We start from the raw sequence: 19674 nt of genomic DNA on the forward strand, positions 1-19674 counted from the left end.
AAAACTTTCTGAAACTGAGGTATAATTTCGTAATGTCAACGCTTTCGAATAAACCCGATGAAATTGAGGAACGTCTGTTGAATTTGTTACTCGAAAATGCCCGGAGGTCGCTCAAGGAGTTGGCCGAGCAGGTCGGTATGTCTCCTCCGAGCGTTGCCGAACGCCTGCGACGCCTCGAAGACCGCGACATCATCCGTGCCTTCACGCTGAGCCTCAATCCACATGCGTTGGGGTATAACGTGCAGGCACTAGTCCGCATCCGTCCCCTGCCGGGGAGGCAGGGGGTGGTGGAAAAGTTGATTCTCAGCACGCCAGAATTCTGTGAGTGCGACAAGGTAACCGGCGACGACTGCTATGTTGTCCGGCTGTTCGTACGCTCCATTGAAGAACTCGATGTGCTGTTGGAGCGCATCGTGGACAACGCCGAAACGAACACGTCTATCGTGAAGTCCCAGCTTATCGTGCGCCGTCCCCCTCCCGTGCGTGCGATGCGTTGATCTCGAGGGGGGATGCTGACAAAGTTCAGTATTTCAATGCACCTAAGCGAAGAACACCTGTCTATATAGCAAGAACAGCTTTCGCTTGTTTTCGTCCCACTTTCAGCCGCTTGAAGGCTGATGACTTTCATAGCTTCTCAGGGCATGCTCGAGCCTTGTGCGCTGTGCTGTGCGTCCCAGGCAGCGCGATTGGAAAGAATTTGACCCTCATAGTGGGTCGCCCAGTCCACCAATCCCGCACCACCCTGGAGTGGGGATACCTCAGTTTTACAGCTCTTCCGCACTCCCGATGCAGGCGACTGGCCACGTGGTAGATCAATGAATGAGTTGACGGTGAGTCGATTTTGCACACATGGAGCTCAGCCCCAATCACAGGAGGCAGCCCATGACTCAGCACAAAACGTATACGCACGCCAGTGACGTTCCGCTGCGATGACCTCCTGTTCCACCTCAGAGGAACATCGCTGCGTCTGGGCAGCGTAGAACGTTGCCTCAGCCGATGCTCGCTCTGTAAGAGGGCTGGTCCGGTCTGTGGTGCACGGCACATGTTGTCCTGTGGAAGCGCAGACTCAGGGGGTGCTTTGACCCGCAACGGCACCGCATTTGCTCGTCGGTAGAGGCCACAGAGGTGTTCCCGGTCGCCCGTCCAAAGCTTGAAGAGGGCGGCGACGGTTTAACCATCGGCGGGTTGCCGGCCTTCCAGTTTTAAAGCTTCAATGGTGGCGAGGTCTGAAGGGTGGGTTTGGTGGGAGGTGGGGATTTTATCTTTGGACATGCAGGCACTCTTTCGCCTAGCGTGGGCTCAGGCGGGCACACAGTATTGCTCAGGGGACAGGAGGCCGAACGTCGGCTGGGGACAGCGGGGGGGTGGCGATGCTGAAGCACCCACTGTTCAGCTACCCTCTACCTGAAAACGGCACCAGGCCAGCCGCTGCCGAAACCACCCTGGTCTCAAACGGCATCTTGAACCTCCGCTGTTCACCGCATCTTCCTTCTCTTTTGCATGATCACACGAGGACATCGACGCATTCGTGGTCATGCGGCTTTTCCCTTTTTGTGAGTGACCAGTAGCAGCCAGCCTGCCCCCAGTACGGCTGCCAGCACCGAAGCCAGCAGCACGCCCAGCTTCGCCTCGGTCAATAAGACCGAGTCCTCAAAAGCCAGATTCGAGACGAACAGACTCATGGTGAAACCGATGCCTGCCAGCAGACCTGCGCCGATCATGTGGGGCCAGGTGACGCGGCGCGGCAAGGAAGCGACCCCCAACCGCACCGCCAGCCACGCCCCGCCCACGACCCCCAGTGGTTTGCCAATTAATAGTCCCAAGATGACGCCTAGCGATACGGTGCCCAGCCCGCCGGCAGACACAGTCACGCCGGCATTCATCAGCGCGAAAACGGGCAGGACTGCGAAGGTCACCACTGGATGCAGGGCATGCTCCAAGCGGTGTAAAGGGCTTTGGGCACGTTCCAAGCGGTCTTCGAGGTCACGCAGGCGGGTGCCCACCTGTTCACCGCGTCCGGGTTTGGCCGCCTCCGTCAAAGAGGCCAAGTAGCCGGCAGGGTCAGGCTTGCGGATGGGCACGGCGAAGGCCAGCAGCACTCCGGCAATCGTGGCGTGCAGCCCCGACTGCAACACGAAGAACCACAGCAAGAGGCCCAGCACGCCGTACAGCTTGAGGCTCACGAAGCCGCGCCGCCCGAACAGCAGAGCAGCCACCCACGTCAAGGCGGCCAGGCCCAAGAACACGCTTTGGATTCCCGAGGTGTAAAACAGCGCGATGACCAGCACCGCGCCCAAGTCGTCCACGATGGCCAGCGCGGTCAGGAAGACTTTCAAACCTACAGGGACGCGGGAACCCAGCAACGCCAGCACGCCTAAGGCAAAGGCGATATCGGTGGCCATCGGCACGCCCCAGCCGGAGAAGCCCGGCCCTCCGGCATTCAGCAGGGCATAGACTCCCGCCGGAATCAGCATTCCGCCCGCCGCCGCCGCCACGGCCAAGGTGGCCCGCCGCCGCGAAGCCAATTCACCGATCAGCAGTTCGCGCTTGATTTCGAGGCCGACCAAGAGAAAAAAGACGGCCATCAGGCCGTCGTTGACCCAGTGTTCCAGCGAGAGGCGCAGGGCAGCGTCACCCAGGGTCAGGGAAAAATAGGTTTGCTGCAAGGTGGTATAGGACTCACGCAGGGGGGAGTTGGCCCAGACAAATGCAATCAGTGCGGTGCAGACCAACAGCAGGCCAGCAAACGCGCCGTTGTGGACAAAGCGGGCAAAGGGTGAAGCCGTTGTCGCTGACATGAATTCTCCCGAACAAGAGCAAGGTGGAGGCCAACATGCAGACTCCACCTGATCAACGTATGGCCGTTGGTACCGATCGCTGAATTGAAGTCTTCGCGGCTTAAAACTTTTAGTGAAGAGTTGAGCAAAGACCGGCAACGCTACCGCAAGCGGTGAACAGCTGATCTTGCCTAATTAGAGAGTCTCCTCTGTTTCCTGTTGCCGCGCCAACATGGGGACGGCCACCACGCCCAACACGATGGCAAAGACGGCTGTCAAGGCCATCGCCACCGTATTACCCGTAAATAACAACATCAGGGTCATGATGCTGAGTGCACTGGTGCTGCCCAGCAAGACGGGGAGAGCAGAAGTCATACCTTCATCGTGAGACACGGGCTCGCTCGCCACATGATAATCTCATACAATCAACCTTTGTCCTTTCTTTATCCGGTTTCTCCGGTGTGGGGTGAAGGCCGTGTAGAGACCCACTGAGAGCCTCACCTAGGCTTTGTCCGTCTTCGCACAGAACGTAAGCGTAACGCTGATTACTTTAGGGATCATTCTAAGAAGCGAATGGTCTTTTCAACGCCGTCAGTCCGCTCCCCTTCTCTCTAAGCTCTAAAGTGTTCTCAGGTTTGCCGCTCACGCAATGAAGTCACTGCTCACAGGGCGCGATCGGCGCTCATGGAGAACATCTATGTTAAAAGGTTTTCAGGATTTCATTCTTAGGGGCAATGTTGTCGATCTGGCTGTCGGTGTGGTGATCGGTGCGGCCTTCAGCGGCATTATCACAGCCTTTAGCGCGGCCTTCCTCAACCCACTGATCAAGCTGGCGACTGGCGGCGGCACCCGCGTTGGTGGAGCGTTCGTGGTCAACAACGTGACCTTCGATTACGGCACCTTCATTACCGCGATCATCAACTTCATCCTGATTGCTGCCGTGATCTACTTTTTGGTGGTCACGCCCATGAATCATCTCACCACCCGCTTCAAGCGCCAGGACAAGCCCCCGGTCGCCGAACCCAGCAACGAAGAAAAACTGTTGGCCGAAATCCGCGACGCGTTGCGGGCCGGTGGGGGCCTTCAGCCGCCCACAGCCGCTCAGGGAGAAGTGCGGCCCTAAAGCCGTTGCGCCTCTTGCGGTGTGCAGCCTTGCCCTTCATTCGGTCTCTGACGCTCGTCCAGTTCGCCGGGACACTAGAACTCTCGCAACATTGAGGTAGGTTCGCTCGCTTATTGCCCCTCTATCCCATCCAACAATTCCCCAATCTCCGCCACAATTTGTGTTTCGGCCCGAGCGCGGGTGACGGTGGGAATGCCGTCGCCTTTTTGCGGGCCGTAGCGCCCAAAGAAGGCGTGAACAGCTCCATCAATGACCGTCAGGCGAGCAGAGGTAGGCAACCGATTCAGGCCGTCCCGAACCTCGGCAGCGTCGGCCACGCCGTCATGTTCAGCGAGCAGCGACAACACGGGCAAAGGTGAGTCCGCTGAGTCGCGCAGGCTGACGTTGCCTGCCGGGTACGCGCCCATCAGGATCAGGCCTGCTAGTTGTGCTTGGTGGTCACGCGCATATTGGGCCGCCATCGCGCCGCCCAGCGAATGTCCGGCCAGAATCACACGCTTCCCTGTACCGAATTGCTTGATCAAGGCGTCCGCGCGGCCAATGCCAGTCACAGCCAAATCCAGCGGGAAGGCGGGGATCACAGTTCGCACGCCCCGTCCCGCCAACGCTGTCCCCAACCATTCGTAGGCCTGTGGGCGCACCAAGCCGCCGGAATAGAACACGAGCAGCGTGTCGTATTGCCCGTTCACAGGCTGAATATCCAGAAACGTGCCGGGACTGGTTTGTAGCGTGGCGCGGGCCTGTGCGCCCTGTACGGCGGCGTCTTGGCCCACCACCAGCGGCGGGCGTACGGCTGCGCCAATGCCGAGGGCCAGCAGATAGCCTAGAAAGCCTGCCAGGAAAATGGCCAGCCACACCCTTGCACGCGGTGACAGTCGGGGGCGCTGGCCTTGAGTTTTGGCAGGCAGTTGCGTCATGGCTTTAGCCTAGAGCATGGGTTGCGGCAGTCACTGTCCGTTTTCCAGGCGACAACACCGCACCCACCACCAGCACTTGGACTTGCGGCCAGATCCGTGCCAAGCAGAGCGGGACAAATCCTTGCAGAACTCCAAAGAACCACTTCGGAAGCAGCGCCCCGCTTAAGATCAATGGCCAAAGCCGAGCTGAGCCCTGGTGCAAGGCACAGGTAACGGGCAAGGCTGCAAAGCATAGGAAGCCGCCGAGCAGCGTCCCCGCTCCAGAAATTCCCGCCAGCGGTGTAAGGTACGCTATGCGGCGATTCTTGTTCCCGGCCCTGATCTTGTTGGCCTCGACAGCGTGGGCGGGCAACCGTCTGGACATCACCCGCGTTGCTTTCTCGCCCTCCAGCCAGCACGTGTTGGCCGTCATGTCTGGAACATTGGACGGCAGTGGATTCGGTGCAGCGCAGGTGAACGTCTTGACTACGGCCACCGGAACGACCGCTTACACCACCAGAAAAACGGCCGAAGCGACGGCTCCGGTCGTGTTGGCGCAGTTGCTGACCTCTGCGCCTGTGGTTGATCTGTTCACCCGATTGAGCCTGAATCCAGGTGTTACGTCTGTGCCGCGTTACCGCCGAGTCTATCCCACGCCTTATCCCTCTTGGTCTGACGGCATCGGGGCCGGACAAAGTCGAACCACGCCGGTCGCCCTCTGGACGGCGGACAGTGTTGCTCCGATCAAGCTCAGTGTGTTCCGCTTGCCGTCCACGTGTCCACCGGAGTACTTAAACTCTGGCGACTTCACGTCTGGTTTCCGCCTCAGTGTGCGGGGGCGCGTGGTGTATCAAGACGTTGCCTTGCCTGCTTCCCGCACTTGTGCCGCCCGTTACAGCCTGGAACGGGTGGATGTGCGGGGCAACCGCGCCCTGTTCACCTTGCGGGCCTACGGAATAGGCTTTGAAGGCCCAAATGCCGACCCGGTATTTGTGGCTGTCACCCTAAAGTGAGGCAGATTTGAATCAAAAACTTCCTCAAACTGTCAAGGACTCAGCTTCATTCCATGCTCAGTTCACTGTTCCAACGCGCTGGTCTTAAGCCATGTACTTTAGTGCAAGCGGCTGTGAGATCAGACATTTCGGCAGAGAAGGTAAAAACTACCCTGCAACCGATACGGAATGAAAGGCGACCCGTCCAAGAGAGAGCGGCGTAAGGGTCATAGCGTCAAGGCGACTTTAGTCGCTTCCAAACCCCTGTACTTTCAGTGCAGGGTTGTTTAGTGTTCCAACGCGCTGGTCTTAAGCCATGTACTTTAGTGCAAGCGGCTGTGAGATCAGACATTTCGGCAGAGAAGGTAAAAACCTCAGTAGGTGACAACTTCACTTCCAGCCGCTCCTAGCGGGGAAAAAGGTTGCGTCAGCAGTTCAAGAAAAACCCTGAATTGCTCGGGTTTCCAGCGCAAGGCATCCACGAGATGTTGAGCACCATGTCGGACCAGACTCACGGCCTTATGACCGTGTTTGAGGACGGGGATCGGTTGGCTCTGGTTCAGGCAGACCCCGAGTCGCAGGCAGAATATCCACGCCATGGTTACCAGTCCGAACAGCCGTTGTAGACGGACAGCATCTGTGATGCCTGTGCGTTCCAGGTCGAAACCCCGTGACTTGAAGCTGCTAAAAGTGCATTCCACCGACCAGCGAAGTTTGTAAAGCTTCCACGTTTTCCGGGCGCTGAAATCGGTCGCGATGATGACGAGGTCTCCGACTGGAGACCTCGTCGCCACCACCCGCATCAACTCCCCGAACACGACGACCTTCTGGTCTATCTCATGAAAATGGCCGTGTTGGACATGGTCAAACCATTCTCCCCCCCGCATGTCGTCAATCAAGTCGCTGTGCCTGATGCGGATGGCACGCTTGATTCCTTTGCGCCTGAGAAAGCCGAACCACTCGGCCCCGATGAACTCGCGGTCTGCGACCAGGCCCAACCAGCGTTTCGCTGGCAGGGCCTGCAGGAGTTTCAAGACCAGCCACATTCGTGCATAGCGATGACTGTTCCCCGCCTGATCCAGGGGCGTCCAGATCAGGGGGATGGTGAAACCCTGAACCACGGCGCCAAGCACCAGAAAGTTGATCGGCGTTTCCCCATGCTCCCAATTCGTGCGGTCCAAGCTCATCAACACTTTGCCCGGTGGGAGATGGGCGACGAGCAGGGCGACAAAAAAAGCCATATTCAGCTGGTCATCCCTGAACGTGCGGTCGGCGCGTCGGTTCTTTGCGCTTGGTGTGCTGACCCCTGGCATATGAGCACTCAGGTCATGATGGTTGACGCTCTTGGCCGCAATCATGGCCAACACCACGTCAACCGAGCGTTGGAGCGTATCGATGCGCAAATGGCTCGCGTGTGCTTTGAAGTGCTGGGTCAGTGCGGTCGCCTGCTGGGAAGCGGATGCTGTTGATTTCACACCTTCAGGAGAACGCTGCCAGTCGCCCCCATCAAGCTTGATGGGGGCGACTGGCATTTTTCGACGTCCGGGACGTAGCTAATCTGAAGTTGTCACCTACTGAGGGTAAAAACTACCCTGCAACCGATACGGAATGACAGGCGACCCGTCCAAGAGAGAGCGGCGTAAGGGTCATAGCGTCAAGGCGACTTTAGTCGCTTCCAAACCCCTGTACTTTCAGTGCAGGGTTGTTTAGTCGTCGGATAGTTTCTAAGCTCGAATTTAGCCATTAACGGGGGAGCAGCATGCTGCTCCCCCGGTCAGACCTGAGCGAGGAGTCAACAGGCCTTGGCACACGGCTCAGCGACTGTGCCCGCTTCAGTTGACTGGTCGGGCGAACTGAAGCCGGCGACCGTCCCGGGTGACCAAAGTCAGCAGCGCGCCGGTGACCTCCAAACGCGTCACCTGCTGGAGGTCTTGCAGGAAGCGCTGTTCCTGCGCCTGAAGCTCAGGAGAGGAGCAGGCCCGCCGGGTGCTGACCAGCGGCCCGACCGACAACGCCTGATCGTCGACGTTGTAGCGCCCCCGGAAGGTATTGCAGCCGCCCGAGCCACTGATTTGCCCATCGGCGGAGAAGGTCACCGTTAACGGCGTGTCGCCCTGAAAGCCGACCAGCCGCCAGGTGGTCACCAGCCGCCGCCCCGCCTCACTGCCGTACACGTAGATCGCCTGCGCCTGGCCAGTTGTCAGGGTCAGCGTCTGGCCTTGACGCCGGTAGACCCGCGCGCCTTGGAGGACGTTCAAGTAGCGCTGTTCCAACGCCAGTTGCGGCTCCGGGCAAGCCCGCCGGGTCGTGGCGATGGGCCGCAGCTTGAGGGTCAGGGCCGTGAAGACCCCGGTGGTCTTGAAGGTATTGCAGCCGGCGAAGCCCGAGACTTGGGTGCCCTCAGCCGTACTGATGCCGGTGCCCAGCAGCCGCAGGGTCGGGGCATCTAGGCCACCAAAGCGTGTGCTGCCAGAGGCGTCGCGCAGTTCCCGCAAAGTCCAGGTACCGTCGGCGATCTGCCCGCTCTGGGCGAGGGCGGTGGAGGTGAGCAGGCCACTGAGGGACAGCAGGAGAGGGAGTCGGGTTCGGTTCATGGGTCACCTCAGGGGGAGAGCAGGGCGTCTACCGACGCCCCTCATTGCAGATTTAGGGGCAGCCAATACTCGCATTGATGGTCTTTGGCAAAGTTCAGGCTTGTCTGCACGCCGGTAGGCGTAAAGACCTGCACGTTGCCCTGAGCAGTGGCAAAACGGTTCCAAGTCGAAGCGGGGGCTCCCGTCTTGACGAAAGCCATCCACGCGCCGCTGAAGGCGTCCGAGAGTTGGCGCTGGGCGGGCGTGAACAGGGCCGGATCGGAGAGACCGATCACTGGGGCCTGGAAGGCATACGCCAGCGAACTGGAATGGTGCGAACCCAGTCTGGGCAGGTCGCCCGGCGACTTGAGCAGGGTGGCGGCCTGCGGATCGTTGAACTCGAAGGCGTACACCGGGACATGTTTTGAGAGCGCCTGATTGACCCGCAGGGCGGTACAGCTGAAGACGGCATCTGTAAACAGTGTGGCAAACGCCAGAGCAGGCGTGCCGTAGCGGCGGTAGGGATAGCGGGCGAGCGCCCGGCTGGTGTTCACCAGCCCAACCGTCAATCCCGCGCCGCCCCAATACAGCACCGGGCTGATGGGCTTGCCGCTGGGAGAGGCGACCGAGACGAACAGCCGCCCCTCGTCGTGGTTGGTTCCGTTCATGACGGGCACCCGGTTAAACCGCCCGCTCTCGAAGGCGTCGCGCAGTTGCAGGGGCAGAATGCCCGCCCCGTACACGGGTGACCAGACCAAGGCGCTGGCGGGCCGCAGGCCGGGCACTTTGGTGGACAGCAGCTTCTGAGGATCGATGGCCCGCAGGCAGGCCAGATCCGTGACTTGGCAGCCGAGGTTGGTGATGTAGCGGGAGTTGCGAGCTTCGGCCTGCGTCAGCGTGACCGCGTTGCCCGGACTGGTACACAGGCCGCTCTGGATGATCACGCCCCGGAATAGCCCGGCGGACTCGGGTGAGGCCAGATGGGCGCAGCCGCTCATTCCCCCGGCGGACTCTCCCGCGATGGTGACCTTGGCCGGGTCGCCGCCGAAGGCCCCGATGTTGGCCTGCACCCAGCGCAGGGCCGCCTGTTGATCCTGGAGTCCATAGTTGCCCGACTGGCCGCCCGCTTCGGCACTCAGGGCGGGCAAGGCCAACCAGCCGAGCGCGCCCAGTCGGTAGTTAATGGTCACGACCACGACGTTATTTTTCCGGGCCAGTGCAGCGCCGTCGTAGCTGGCACTTGACCCCGCTGTAAAGGCCCCACCGTGAATTCAGACCATGACGGGCAGCGCACTTTGCGGCGTGGCGTCCTTGGGGGTATAGACGTTCAAGGTCAGGCAGTCTTCCTGACCCTTGACGGTGCCCGGCGTTTCTCCCGGGAGGGCGAAGAGCGCCAGCACGGTTTGGAGGCATTCCGCACCGAACTGCGTGGCCTGCCGTGGAGTCGTCCAGGAGGGGGCAGGCTGGGGCGATTTCCAGCGCAGAGGGCCGACGGGTGGGGCCGCGTAAGGCAGGCCCAGGAAGCGGCGGGTGTCTGTCTGCTGGCCGACGACTGGGCCTTGGCTGATCTGGATGGAGATAGGGGTCTGGGCGTGCGCCAGGGGACTCAGCAGCGCGGTGAGGAGAACGGCAGAGCAAACTTGAAGTGGGTTCATGGAACCTCCGCCGTTCCAGTATGACGCACGTAACCCAACCAGACGGCAAAGATTCAGCCAAGAGCTAGAGTTGGGCTGACGTGCAGGGGAGCCTGTTGGGTAAGTGTGAGAAGAGGAGAAGGCCGCCCCGAGGAGAGGCGGCCTTCTTGAGTTGAAAAATTTAAACGTCTTCGTTGGTGACACTTTGAACTATGCAGTTGCTATATACATCGACATTGCCTTGCCCAGCGGTAATAAATCGGCTGTTAAAGCCGTAAGTGGCGCTCCCCGTATTGACATTGAGAGCAGCGTAGAAGCTCCCAGACTTATTTGTAGCGGTCACGAGCTTGACGCGGTCACGAACGGGAGTGACAACAATAGCCTGAGGCAGGAAGCCCCCAGTTGCTGGGTTCGCGTCAAAGGTGAGTCGGAAGCTGTTCCCACCCAATGAAGCCAATTGGGTTCCAGAAACAGTTGAGTTGTAGTTGCCGTCATAGGTGCTGTTGGTATTCCCACGAAGTCCTACGTCCACCGACTGCACGCCCCCGCTGACACTAAAGTAGACTGAAACCTGCGTACTCCCCACCGCATTATCGACATTGTCGCAGCCGATGAATGGCCCAGTGGCTCCCAAGCGGTATTCAGTGCGGAGTTGAGACACGCGTCCATCGCCACTCCCATCAGGTGCGACCCCAACTCCGCAACTTGCCAACGCTGCGCTCAGTCCGACCAGACCCAGCAACAATTTCTTCATACCATTACTGTTGCATGAGCGGGCCTAATCCGGCAAGGGATGGCTCTTCCGCAGCGTCGCTACCGCTGGTCTACTCGGTTGTGTTGCCTTAATTCGGGGTTGGGTATGGGAAAGCAGGGGTGGCCATGTCTGGAACGCTTGTTTCTCATTTTTTCTTCTGGTCAAGGCGGATACGCTCGTTCGGGTAGGCTGGAGAAGGTTGGCCTCTTGCAGCAACTTCCCAGAACTGCACGTCTCCTCGTCTTCCAGCTTGACAAATCAGGGCGGGGATGGCGAGCCTTGGTCTCTGCTTCACGCCGTCCAGTTTTATGGGGGCAATCCAGGGTCGCCTCGGCCCCATTCTGGGGAGCGTGCCAGTGCTTAAGAGGACGCCTTGACTTGCAGCGGCACCGCGTCTGCTCGTCGGTCGAGGCCGCTGAGGTGTTCGCGGTCGCCTGTCCGGAGCTTAAACAGGGCAGCCACGGTTTGACCGTCCGCTGGTTGCAGGCCTTCGAGTTTTAGGGCGTCGATGGTGGCGAGGTTTGCAGGGTGGGTCTGTTGGTAGGTTAGGATTTTCTCTTTAGGCATGATCGGGTTCTTCCGCTTGCTCTAGCACGGGCTCAAGCGGGCACACAGTCTCCCTCAGGGGGCAGGAGGCAGCTGTGGGCTGGGGACATTGCGGGGTGGTCACCTCAAGCACCCGGTGTTCGGCCACCCCAGGCCTGAGAACGGCACCAGGCCAGCCCACTGGGACGAATACAAAGTATCCCTTGGTTCACTGTTCCAACGCGCTGGTCTTAAGCCATGTACTTTAGTGCAAGCGGCTGTGAGATCAGACATTTCGGCAGAGAAGGTAAAAACTACCCTGCAACCGATACGGAATGAAAGGCGACCCGTCCAAGAGAGAGCGGCGTAAGGGTCATAGCGTCAAGGCGACTTTAGTCGCTTCCAAACCCCTGTACTTTCAGTGCAGGGTTGTTTAGTTTTCCCAGCCATACGCTTGATACACAGTCGCCTGATACCGCTTAAGCAGCCGCTGGATGGAGAACGGCACATCACCGATCCGGCGGCAGCCCAGTGAAGCCGCTACAACGCCGCCCGTGGCAATGTCCACGAGGCCCGGCAACGTGTTCCAGCCTTCAGCGGCAGTCGCGAATGATGAACGTATGCTTTCCCGCATGCTTAGCGTCATACATAGCCCGGTCTGCTGCCGCCAGCACCTCTTTGGCATCCATCCCTGCGGACGGGAGTACAAAGCCGAGACTCACCTGCACCCGCACCGGAACTCCCTGAAGCTGAACAGGACGTTCCAGCGCCTTCAGAAGCTGCTGCGCGAGGGCGTCCAGGGCACAGTCCGTCATGGCCCGCACCAGGATCACGAACTCGTCTCCTGCCAGACGGGCCACGATGTCCTCTGGCCGGAGGCACTGCCGCAGCCTGACGCTCACTTCCCGCAGCAATGCATCTCCCGCCTCGTGACCAAAGGCGTCATTCACTGCCTTGAATCCATCCAGGTCAGCGAAGCCCACCGCAAAGAGCCGGCCGGATTCCAGACCACGCACGGCCACCTGTAAGGCCTGCATGAAGTACGCGCGGTTCCTCAGCCCGGTCAGGTCATCCGTATGCAGCTGCTTCTCCAGGGTGCGCTGGAGCTGCACGCGCTGCGTCACGTCCGTCTGGATGCCCACGAAGTGCGTGAGGTGGCCCTGCTCATCATGAACAGGGGCGAGGTTCAGCGCGTTCCAGAACGACGTTCCATCCTGGCGGTAATTCAGAATGACCACGTCGATGCCTTCACCGGCGTTCAAGGCCTGCCGGAGGCGCGCCCGGGTCTCCGGATCAGTGTCCGTACCCTGCAGGAAGCGGCAGTTGCGTCCGAGAACCTCGCTGGGCGAGTAACCCGTCATCTGCTCGAACGCTGGGTTGCAGTACAGGATCGGCCGGTCACCCTGGCTGCTGGTGATGATGATGCCGTTGGTCGCCGACGTCACCGCCCGCATCAGCACTTCGGGAAATTCAGCGTGATCTTCGGGCATGCCTGCTATTCTGATCGTCTGGGCCACCGGTGTTACCGGTGACGGTCAGCTTTCAGACGCTCGTCTCCATACCTTTCCTTAAGCGTTGGTGGGTGCTTCTGCGCGTCCCTGCAAGAGTCTTTCCTGCCACAAAGCCGATCCATTTCCTGTTGTTCAGTTGGGGTATACCCCCAAGTGGATAAGGATAAACGTGAAGGCCCGGATCTGGAGCGGCGCGAGGGATGGGCTGGCTCCTTCATCTGCCCCCCGACGTCCCTGTCAGACGGTGGTGAGTCCCCTGCGCTTAGGCTGCAGGACATGTCCTCCCAAATACTCCATGTCCACCTGGAACAGCTCAAGCAAGATCTTGAACAGCACCTTCCCGCGAACTGTACCGTGTATGTGGAAGGCTGGCCAGCAGAGAAGCCGGATGTCGTGACCGTCACCGTTAAGACGTATCAGGTCGACACGGCGATGCTTGGGGGGGTCGAGTTGCCCTTTGTGGCACTGAAATGGGAACAGAAAACACAGCAACAAGTGACTGAGGACGTGGACGCGATCGTTCAGGCGGAACTGGTGAGGGGGTTACCACCCAAAGGCGCTGAAAGCTTCACACGCCGCACCCTCCACTAACAGACGCCCCGCTCCAGCTTCGGCTGTGGGCGGGGGCTGTTCGGTTGTTCACGTTGCACTTCAGCTCTGGGAGACTCGCCCCGGCTTCATTCCTCTGGACTAACGAATCACCGTGTAGAACAGCGCGAATTCAGGGCTACTCCTGTAAAAGGAATCTCGGTATCCAGTCGTACTATCGCCGATATTGACTCCCCCGCTTTACCTCTATAAACCGCTCCAGAGCTGAGGCACTCCTGGCGAGAATTGGTGGTGAGAGGAACAGGAAGCCCCAGCACTGAGCCGGGGCGCGCGGGAGAACTTATTTTTTCCTAGAACGGGCTTTGGCTTCCCTGTTCGCGCTGCCTAATTTCTGGCCCTTGAGAAAGCTGGTTTCCAGCTGCTGACGGGTGTGGGCAGCCAACGCCTTAAAGTCTACGGCTCCAGATTCAATGCTTTCGAGGGAGACGCGGGGGGCAAAAGCCCGGCCTTCTCTCAGTTGCGCGTCTATTGTTTCAAACCAGGCCTGAAATTCAGGCGTCACTTCAAACAGCATGTCTCTGGCCAATTTGTTGTAGGTCTCACCGTCTCCGCTTCGCCGCTTGAACTGTTTGGGCAGTTCAAAGCGGGCCCCCGGAAGCTTGATTGCTTCGATCTTGCCTTCACGCACAGCAATCTGAAACTGCTTAACAAAGGCGTCACTGCGTTGAAGATTGCTGAGTTTTTGAACCTGTTCACTGAGTTTGAGATAAGCCATAAGGTGTTGTATCAGTTCACTTAAAAAGAAGGAAGAGGTCATTTAATTAAAAATTTGGGCTTATGCTTGATATCGCAGTGTGTTGAAGAGCTCGCAGCAAAGCGGAAATGCGGTTCAGCAGGATCTGGAAAAGCACTGTGATTCAACGCTCTGACCCTGATCTTCAAGGTGGTTCCGCTCTTTGGGCAGCAAGGTTCCTTCACCTCCACCGTGCTGAGCCACTCAGACATATCAGTGGCTGAGCCCTGATGATGGCCCTCATTCCGTGAAGATCTGACGCAATTGCGCCTGCACTACTGCTGGGAGACTCTGACGCCAGGCCATGCGGAGGGGCAGGGCTGGACACGGATCATGCACAGGCCGGAACGTGACCCCAGGGTGAGCGAGAGCCGTCAGGGAACGGACGATCAAAAACAGGCCCTCCTGCTCAGCGACGAGGCGCATCATGCCCGCGAACGAGTACATCCGCGCGCCAGTGTTGATGACCTGTCGGGGTTGAACGCCTGTTTGGGTGAACATGCCTTGCCAGTGGTCGTACAGGTCTGGGTTACTCTCCCGCGAGTTGAGCAGGAGGGGCTGACCCTTCAGAGCCTGGAAGGGAACCCGATCCAATGAAGCCAGGGGATGCCCCACTGGCAGGGCGAGCCAGAACTCTTCCATCCAGAGCCGCCGCTGCTGGATGCCGGGGCAGCGAACCTGTGGTGCGACAAAAAACCCCACGTCCAGACTGTCCGTCGTCAAGCCATGGAGTTGTTCCAGGGTGGTGCCCTCGATCTGCTGAAGTTTCAGCCCCGGCACCGCTTGAATCAGCCGCCCAAGGCGAGCCGGAATATCCGTCTGACCGACGTAATCCGCGAAGCCCACGCGCAGAACCTGAGGCATGCTGTCCCGGCGCAACGCCTGAAGTCCCTCATCAAGGGTGGTGAGCACGGTGCGGGTCAATTCTAGGAGACGCTCGCCTTCTGGGGTCAGTGTGACGCGGCGGCTGGTTCGCTGGAATAAGGTCACGCCCAGCTCGCCTTCCAGACGCTGAAGTTGGTGGCTGAGGGCGGGCTGGGTCATGTACAGCCGTGCGGCGGCTCGGGTGAAATTCAGCTCCTCCGTGAGCACCACAAAGGCCCGTAGATGGCGAAGTTCCAGCATGATCCATGCATTGTAGGCATAGATCGCGGCTGGAAAAGCATGAGACTTCCGGTGGTGGGACGTCCACACTAGAGTTATGGACAACGCCGTACACGAACTCCGACTAGTCATTACCACCCGTGACTACGAGCGCAGCAAAGCCTTCTACCAGGCACTGCTCGGCACGCGGGCCTTGGGCGCTTGGGAGTCATCCGAAGGCCGCGTCATTATTCTAGAAGCAGGTCGGGCCACGCTGGAGATTGTGGATGAGAATCACGCGGAGCGGATTGACGAGATCGAGGTGGGGCGGCGGGTGTCCGGTGACCTGCGACTGGCTCTGGGTCTGCCCGATAGCGGGGCGGCAGCGGCGCTGGCTCAGCAGGTCGGTGGCGTGCTGACGAACCCGGTCAGACAAACGCCCTGAAATTCTCTGAATGCCCGGGTGCTGAGTCCGGATGGCTTGCAGGTGACACTCTTTACCGACCAATAACGCCAACAGCTCCAACTGCGGAAAGGGCATCTTGGCCTTATTCGCCCAGGCTTGGCCTGTGAGCCGTTGGGCACAACGGCAGTTGCCCTGGCAGATGCAGGATGCCGTGTCTCGGCGCACCTGCTCACAGTGGTGGCCCTCATTCGCTCGACAAAGCGTCACTTTGGGGCAAACCAGGCACGGTATTGTGCGCCGGGACAAGCCCATGGTGACGTGGATGCTGGATCAGATGGCTTCTCCGGTGCCGCCTCACCGCATACCCTGGAGGTATGGGCGCCTTCCCCCCGGAAGCCATGAGCGTAGCCGAGTACCTGCGCACAGAGGAGAGCAGCCCGGTGAAGCGCGAGTATGTGTAACCCCTGCATGGATCAACCCGCGCACTGGTGGGAACCAGTCAGGCCCACGCTGAAATCTGCGGCAACATCTATGCCACGCTGTACGGCCCCGCCAAAGCCAAGGGGTGTCGCCTATATCAGAACGAGATGAAACTGAGGATCGAGGGCATCAATACCTTCTATTATTGGTACTCCGTTGACTCTTGAACAAAAAGCTGTCCAGCACGCAAGCATAGCCGCCATCTGAATAGCCCAGAACCACGTGTAGGGCCTGACGGCCTGACACAATTTATGAGGGAGAGCGAAATCTGAGCACCCAGCCGCCTTCTAAAGCGTCCACAGAACTGACATGCGATTTCTTGCGACGTCCGGGAGGCGCCGGATCGGCGCCTCCTTGGAGCGTCAGGCGGTTGAGTACTGCCTGCCCCCGGCTCAGCGCGAAGTGGACGCCGCGTAAACCAAGTTTCAAATAGCTCAGGGCGCGGTTCCAATGGGGATCAATGGTTCTGCGCACACCCTGCTGCACGAGCTGGAGTCCTTCGGAGACGAGCAGGAGCGTGGCCACAGAGATCACCAGGATCAGGCGTTCGAGGCTGGCGGCATCACGCAGTTTGGAGTCCTCCAGACCGAAGAGGCCACTCTTATCATCCAAGAATCCTTCCTCTATTTGGAAGCGCTCGCCGTACTCAGCAAACGTTGCACGACTGGTGGGTTCATCGCTCACCACCTGCCACTGCTCTGGGCCGTCCGTGGACGGCCCAGAGCCACATGCACCGGCCCAAATCGGTGTCCGGTGATCGTGACGTTAGGAAGCAGCGCGTTTCGCGCGCTGCGAGTTTGATTTCCGATGGTGCAGACCCGTTGCCCGTCTGGAGCGGCCAGAATCAGGCTCGATTTGATGCGGATGCGGAAGTGCCATCCGCAGACGCGGAGCCAGCCCATCAAGGCCGTGTCGCAAAAACCCCGATCCGCCAGGAGTCGAACATCGCAGCCCAAGAAAATCCAGCAGGCCTTTGACCTCGGCGAGGACAGGCAGGAGTTGTTCGGTGCCGACCTGAGCACTGGCATGCTCTAGGACGCGGAGACGAGCGGTACCGCGCGTCCCCGGTAGAGGACGGCCACCCGGATCAGACAGAAGCGTCCGAACAGGATGCTGGTGTCCAGCGCCAGCGTCAGGGAATGCGGGCCCCAATCCCGCAAGGCTCGGGTAATCAGGGGGCCATACACACTGCCAGGGGCGATGGCTGGATTCTCCAGCCACCGTCGGCAGCGACGTTCGGTGCTCTGGGCGACCGTGGCCTGGGAGTGGATGTGCGGCAGCCAGGAGGGAATGGAAACGCTCTGGGACAGCACCAAGCCGCTGACCATCCAGGCCAGCGTACGGGCGTTGCGGACGTCGTTCCACAGGGCGGGGTGGAGGTGGGGCAGGATCGCTTGGTACAGTCGGGGGGCGTCCCCGGTGGCATTTTCGGTCTTCACAAACAGAAAGTGTCCCCTACCGGGGACGCTTTCTCATAAATTGTGTCAGGCCATCAGCGTGTAGGGCACTTCCTTCCCGGAAGTCAACGGAGTACCATCCGGAGTCGTTAAGCTGTTCCGTCCTGCCCCTTATTGGTCTGCCTTCCTGTACTCCCATTCATTCAGCTTCACAGCTGGGGCATTCTCGTACCGCGTGCTGCCCGTCTCGTTCGAGAACGTCGGGTGCAGCACCTGAATGTAGCTCCACCCGGCAGGCAGCTTGAGGTTGATCTCCCTCACGTCCGATAAGTCTAAGTCAGCGGCGGCGCAGTTCATCTTTCCCTGGATCGTGACGGGACGATCCATGTAGACCAGACGGAGCGAACTGGAATAGCTGCTGGTGTTGGTAGAACCGGGTTTGAAGAAGGTATCGGCCAGGTAGGCCTGCCCCAGAACAGCGGTGGCCGTGCCTTTAAATCCCTTCGGCAGAGGATGAAACGTCTCAAAGGAGAGGCCCTGAGCTCTGACATCGCTGATCTTCAGCGCCCCCTTGGGCGGACAGGGGGATTCACTGTACAGATAATCGTCCGCACTCAGGAACGCGTGCTCGGCAGGCTGTAAGAGATGTGGAGGAAGTTGTTTGCCGATCGGCAGCGGCAGGCTGAACACCCCCGTCGTGCTGATGTGGCCTGAGGCCAGCACACCGAGGTCTAGGTTCTCGTCCTCGGGCGCTTCCAGTTCCTCTTCCTCCCCATTCCAGTACTCGTGGTTCATGGGCGCCATCACTACCAGGAAGCGCTCACCGAGTGTACAGAACTGCAACCACAGCGGAACGTTGAACGAACAGAAACGACATCCCGATAAGGTAGGCCATCTTTGAACCGGTGGAGACCGCAGATGCGTGTCCTCCCCCAAGGCCAGCACCGTCAGCGTCCACCCTCTGTCTCCAAGCACCGGAGCACGGTTGTCTTGCTTTCACAGGCCGCATGGCAGACGGAGAGCAGACATTGATAGAAGGCAACACCAGCGACCAACCTCGTCACGAGCAGCCAGAACGCCACTGGCATTCCACCGACCTGGGGAAGGTTGAGAGCCAGCACGACACCCCTTTCCCAGAAAACCAGCGTTTCTGGCCCAACGGACTCACGAGAATTATTCCCCCAAGCTCAAGCGCGCTACCCCCACTGTCAACAGGCTCGGTACTTTCAAAGAGCTGCGAGTGGATTGACCAGGTGTGCTTGGAAAGTTCAGGGCAACTCTGCCCCCATAGCCCGCTTCATCTGGCAAACTAGGGTCATGACGGCGCCTTCACTTCTTCAATGGCAGGTGGTGTTGCGCTGGCAGGATGGCTGGCGCTCAACGGTCAGATATACCGGTTCGCTCTGGATCGGCCCGATGACTCAAGGGGTACATCAACTGGCACTGGCCTGCTATACCCAGCGCCGAGCCGCTCAGCCGGGTCTGCCTGAACACATGCCGTACCTGATTCTGAGTTTCACTCCTGTGGAAAGCAATGCCACCCGATCTGCGGAAGGGTGCTGGCTCGAGAGGGTTCCTCGTTCAGGTCGGGCTTCCTAAAGGCGTGAGGCGCAGGCCGGTCTAAGGGTGTGACAGGTCAGGAGGCGCGATGAGGCCGGATCACCAACGGCCCAGGGCCACGGCTTTCGCTTCTGGAGCGCGCGCGTTCAGTCATGCCTTGAGATCGTCCGTCGGCAGCCGGAGGATGACGGTGCAGCTGAGCCGCTTACCTTCTTCTGAAGGTTGGGCAGACCACAGGCCCGCCAACGCCAACAGCAGCAGGTTGTCATCCAGCCGAGCGATGTGCCCCTGGTCATCCTCGGCCACTCGGAACAGGGACGAATCAGCCTCCAGACCGCCTTCAACGCATTGCCTTCGTGCACTGTCTGCTGACCACTGACCACCGTGACGAAGAGGAAGGTGAGGAGCTGCTTGGGAACTTGATGTAATGGGTCTTGGATTCTCAAATCACCGATGACATGTACTGGCGAGACCGGCCAATGACCGCTGAGCAGATCGTTGATCGTGCCCTGGCTTATCAGCCGAGGGTGATGGAGGTGAACATTCATCTGAGTGAGTCGCGTTGGCGGCTTTTCAGACCTCCATGGTGTGGAGAATTGCCCGGCTTTTCGTGCGGTGTCC

At 59.5% G+C, this 19674-nt stretch carries 22 protein-coding genes and 1 pseudogene; 5 read left to right on the top strand and 18 right to left on the bottom strand.

The genetic code is table 11. The features are described 5' to 3' along the window. Positions 1–32: 32 nt before the first annotated feature. The gene (locus tag M1R55_RS17995) at positions 33–497 is read left to right on the top strand and encodes an Lrp/AsnC family transcriptional regulator (protein ID WP_249394309.1); all 465 of its coding nucleotides are present in this window, start codon (positions 33–35) and stop codon (positions 495–497) included. A gap of 1035 nt (positions 498–1532) precedes the next feature. Here the strand turns inward: M1R55_RS17995 and nhaA are convergent. Together nhaA and M1R55_RS18005 are read right to left on the bottom strand one after the other, a co-directional pair. Then, positions 1533–2798, bottom strand: a complete 1266-nt coding sequence (gene nhaA / locus M1R55_RS18000) for a Na+/H+ antiporter NhaA (protein WP_249394310.1) — start codon at positions 2796–2798, stop codon at positions 1533–1535. A gap of 174 nt (positions 2799–2972) precedes the next feature. Further along, entirely contained in the window at positions 2973–3152 is a 180-nt protein-coding gene (locus tag M1R55_RS18005) for a hypothetical protein (RefSeq protein WP_249394311.1), read from the bottom strand. 322 nt (positions 3153–3474) lie between these two features. Between M1R55_RS18005 and mscL the strand changes: the two genes are divergently transcribed. Further along, positions 3475–3900: a large conductance mechanosensitive channel protein MscL gene (mscL, locus tag M1R55_RS18010; protein WP_249394312.1), complete on the top strand. Its 426-nt coding sequence runs from the start codon at positions 3475–3477 to the stop codon at positions 3898–3900. A 110-nt stretch (positions 3901–4010) separates the two neighbouring features. Here the strand turns inward: mscL and M1R55_RS18015 are convergent, their stop codons facing one another. Further along, positions 4011–4817, bottom strand: a complete 807-nt coding sequence (locus M1R55_RS18015; protein ID WP_249394313.1) for an alpha/beta hydrolase — start codon at positions 4815–4817, stop codon at positions 4011–4013. 293 nt (positions 4818–5110) lie between these two features. On the opposite strand from M1R55_RS18015, the gene M1R55_RS18020 reads away from it, so the two are divergent. Then, positions 5111–5809 carry a DUF2259 domain-containing protein gene (locus M1R55_RS18020; protein ID WP_249394314.1) on the top strand — a complete coding sequence of 233 codons (699 nt, stop codon included), beginning with the start codon at positions 5111–5113 and terminating at the stop codon, positions 5807–5809. Between the two features lie 353 nt (positions 5810–6162). On the opposite strand, the gene M1R55_RS18025 is transcribed toward M1R55_RS18020, so the two are convergent. The 8 genes and pseudogenes from M1R55_RS18025 to M1R55_RS18060 form a co-directional block, all read right to left on the bottom strand. Then, a complete protein-coding gene (locus M1R55_RS18025; protein ID WP_249394856.1) occupies positions 6163–7146 on the bottom strand; it encodes an IS4 family transposase in 984 nt (327 codons plus the stop codon). Between the two features lie 474 nt (positions 7147–7620). After that, the gene (locus M1R55_RS18030) at positions 7621–8382 is read right to left on the bottom strand and encodes an META domain-containing protein (RefSeq protein ID WP_249394315.1); all 762 of its coding nucleotides are present in this window, start codon (positions 8380–8382) and stop codon (positions 7621–7623) included. A 41-nt stretch (positions 8383–8423) separates the two neighbouring features. After that, complete coding sequence (locus M1R55_RS18035) at positions 8424–9029, bottom strand: carboxylesterase family protein (RefSeq protein WP_249394857.1); 606 nt, start codon at positions 9027–9029, stop codon at positions 8424–8426. 12 nt (positions 9030–9041) lie between these two features. Then, positions 9042–10016: pseudogene (locus M1R55_RS18040) on the bottom strand (carboxylesterase/lipase family protein); the annotation flags it as partial. Positions 10017–10176: 160 nt separating this feature from the next. Continuing rightward, entirely contained in the window at positions 10177–10749 is a 573-nt protein-coding gene (locus M1R55_RS18045; protein ID WP_249394316.1) for a hypothetical protein, read from the bottom strand. A gap of 360 nt (positions 10750–11109) precedes the next feature. Continuing rightward, positions 11110–11316 carry a hypothetical protein gene (locus M1R55_RS18050; protein ID WP_249394317.1) on the bottom strand — a complete coding sequence of 69 codons (207 nt, stop codon included), beginning with the start codon at positions 11314–11316 and terminating at the stop codon, positions 11110–11112. 391 nt (positions 11317–11707) lie between these two features. After that, entirely contained in the window at positions 11708–11908 is a 201-nt protein-coding gene (locus tag M1R55_RS18055) for a hypothetical protein (protein WP_249394318.1), read from the bottom strand. Next, positions 11868–12764 (bottom strand): GGDEF domain-containing protein, encoded by an 897-nt coding sequence (locus M1R55_RS18060; RefSeq protein WP_249394319.1) that lies wholly within the window; start codon positions 12762–12764, stop codon positions 11868–11870. Before M1R55_RS18060 ends, M1R55_RS18055 begins: the two co-directional genes overlap by 41 nt. Before the next feature lie 174 nt (positions 12765–12938). Here M1R55_RS18060 and M1R55_RS18065 point away from each other — a divergent pair, with 174 nt between their 5' ends. Continuing rightward, positions 12939–13376 (top strand): hypothetical protein, encoded by a 438-nt coding sequence (locus M1R55_RS18065; protein WP_249394320.1) that lies wholly within the window; start codon positions 12939–12941, stop codon positions 13374–13376. Positions 13377–13674: 298 nt separating this feature from the next. On the opposite strand, the gene M1R55_RS18070 is transcribed toward M1R55_RS18065, so the two are convergent. Both M1R55_RS18070 and M1R55_RS18075 read right to left on the bottom strand, forming a co-directional pair. Continuing rightward, a complete protein-coding gene (locus M1R55_RS18070) occupies positions 13675–14109 on the bottom strand; it encodes a hypothetical protein (RefSeq protein WP_249394321.1) in 435 nt (144 codons plus the stop codon). Between the two features lie 258 nt (positions 14110–14367). Next, positions 14368–15252, bottom strand: coding sequence for a LysR family transcriptional regulator (locus M1R55_RS18075; protein WP_249394322.1), 885 nt, complete (start codon positions 15250–15252; stop codon positions 14368–14370). Positions 15253–15328: 76 nt separating this feature from the next. Between M1R55_RS18075 and M1R55_RS18080 the strand changes: the two genes are divergently transcribed. Next, positions 15329–15655 (top strand): VOC family protein, encoded by a 327-nt coding sequence (locus M1R55_RS18080; RefSeq protein WP_371827202.1) that lies wholly within the window; start codon positions 15329–15331, stop codon positions 15653–15655. A gap of 690 nt (positions 15656–16345) precedes the next feature. On the opposite strand, the gene M1R55_RS18085 is transcribed toward M1R55_RS18080, so the two are convergent. The 5 genes from M1R55_RS18085 to M1R55_RS18105 all read right to left on the bottom strand — a co-directional run bounded on the left by M1R55_RS18085 (position 16346) and on the right by M1R55_RS18105 (position 19359). Further along, positions 16346–16780, bottom strand: coding sequence for a hypothetical protein (locus M1R55_RS18085; protein ID WP_249391324.1), 435 nt, complete (start codon positions 16778–16780; stop codon positions 16346–16348). Beyond that, positions 16777–16998 (bottom strand): hypothetical protein, encoded by a 222-nt coding sequence (locus tag M1R55_RS18090; RefSeq protein ID WP_249394323.1) that lies wholly within the window; start codon positions 16996–16998, stop codon positions 16777–16779. Before M1R55_RS18090 ends, M1R55_RS18085 begins: the two co-directional genes overlap by 4 nt. 129 nt (positions 16999–17127) lie before the next feature. Next, positions 17128–17535 carry a hypothetical protein gene (locus M1R55_RS18095; protein WP_249394324.1) on the bottom strand — a complete coding sequence of 136 codons (408 nt, stop codon included), beginning with the start codon at positions 17533–17535 and terminating at the stop codon, positions 17128–17130. A 129-nt stretch (positions 17536–17664) separates the two neighbouring features. Further along, positions 17665–18288 carry a hypothetical protein gene (locus M1R55_RS18100; RefSeq protein WP_249394325.1) on the bottom strand — a complete coding sequence of 208 codons (624 nt, stop codon included), beginning with the start codon at positions 18286–18288 and terminating at the stop codon, positions 17665–17667. A gap of 915 nt (positions 18289–19203) precedes the next feature. After that, on the bottom strand, positions 19204–19359 hold the full coding sequence (locus M1R55_RS18105; RefSeq protein ID WP_249394326.1) for a hypothetical protein: 156 nt from the start codon (positions 19357–19359) through the stop codon (positions 19204–19206). Positions 19360–19674 lie beyond the last annotated feature (315 nt).

The organism is Deinococcus sp. QL22, assembly GCF_023370075.1.
Classification (GTDB): Bacteria; Deinococcota; Deinococci; order Deinococcales; family Deinococcaceae; genus Deinococcus.

What these genes read in the sequence shown, in the direction of transcription:
- M1R55_RS17995 (WP_249394309.1), top strand. Translation starts at nt 33, where the DNA reads ATGTCAACGCTTTCGAATAAACCCGATGAAATTGAGGAACGTCTGTTG.
- nhaA (WP_249394310.1), bottom strand. Translation starts at nt 2,798, where the DNA reads ATGTCAGCGACAACGGCTTCACCCTTTGCCCGCTTTGTCCACAACGGC.
- M1R55_RS18005 (WP_249394311.1), bottom strand. Translation starts at nt 3,152, where the DNA reads ATGACTTCTGCTCTCCCCGTCTTGCTGGGCAGCACCAGTGCACTCAGC.
- mscL (WP_249394312.1), top strand. Translation starts at nt 3,475, where the DNA reads ATGTTAAAAGGTTTTCAGGATTTCATTCTTAGGGGCAATGTTGTCGAT.
- M1R55_RS18015 (WP_249394313.1), bottom strand. Translation starts at nt 4,817, where the DNA reads ATGACGCAACTGCCTGCCAAAACTCAAGGCCAGCGCCCCCGACTGTCA.
- M1R55_RS18020 (WP_249394314.1), top strand. Translation starts at nt 5,111, where the DNA reads ATGCGGCGATTCTTGTTCCCGGCCCTGATCTTGTTGGCCTCGACAGCG.
- M1R55_RS18025 (WP_249394856.1), bottom strand. Translation starts at nt 7,146, where the DNA reads ATGATTGCGGCCAAGAGCGTCAACCATCATGACCTGAGTGCTCATATG.
- M1R55_RS18030 (WP_249394315.1), bottom strand. Translation starts at nt 8,382, where the DNA reads ATGAACCGAACCCGACTCCCTCTCCTGCTGTCCCTCAGTGGCCTGCTC.
- M1R55_RS18035 (WP_249394857.1), bottom strand. Translation starts at nt 9,029, where the DNA reads ATGAACGGAACCAACCACGACGAGGGGCGGCTGTTCGTCTCGGTCGCC.
- M1R55_RS18045 (WP_249394316.1), bottom strand. Translation starts at nt 10,749, where the DNA reads ATGAAGAAATTGTTGCTGGGTCTGGTCGGACTGAGCGCAGCGTTGGCA.
- M1R55_RS18050 (WP_249394317.1), bottom strand. Translation starts at nt 11,316, where the DNA reads ATGCCTAAAGAGAAAATCCTAACCTACCAACAGACCCACCCTGCAAAC.
- M1R55_RS18055 (WP_249394318.1), bottom strand. Translation starts at nt 11,908, where the DNA reads ATGCGGGAAAGCATACGTTCATCATTCGCGACTGCCGCTGAAGGCTGG.
- M1R55_RS18060 (WP_249394319.1), bottom strand. Translation starts at nt 12,764, where the DNA reads ATGCCCGAAGATCACGCTGAATTTCCCGAAGTGCTGATGCGGGCGGTG.
- M1R55_RS18070 (WP_249394321.1), bottom strand. Translation starts at nt 14,109, where the DNA reads ATGGCTTATCTCAAACTCAGTGAACAGGTTCAAAAACTCAGCAATCTT.
- M1R55_RS18075 (WP_249394322.1), bottom strand. Translation starts at nt 15,252, where the DNA reads ATGCTGGAACTTCGCCATCTACGGGCCTTTGTGGTGCTCACGGAGGAG.
- M1R55_RS18080 (WP_371827202.1), top strand. Translation starts at nt 15,329, where the DNA reads ATGGACAACGCCGTACACGAACTCCGACTAGTCATTACCACCCGTGAC.
- M1R55_RS18090 (WP_249394323.1), bottom strand. Translation starts at nt 16,998, where the DNA reads ATGGGCTGGCTCCGCGTCTGCGGATGGCACTTCCGCATCCGCATCAAA.
- M1R55_RS18100 (WP_249394325.1), bottom strand. Translation starts at nt 18,288, where the DNA reads ATGAACCACGAGTACTGGAATGGGGAGGAAGAGGAACTGGAAGCGCCC.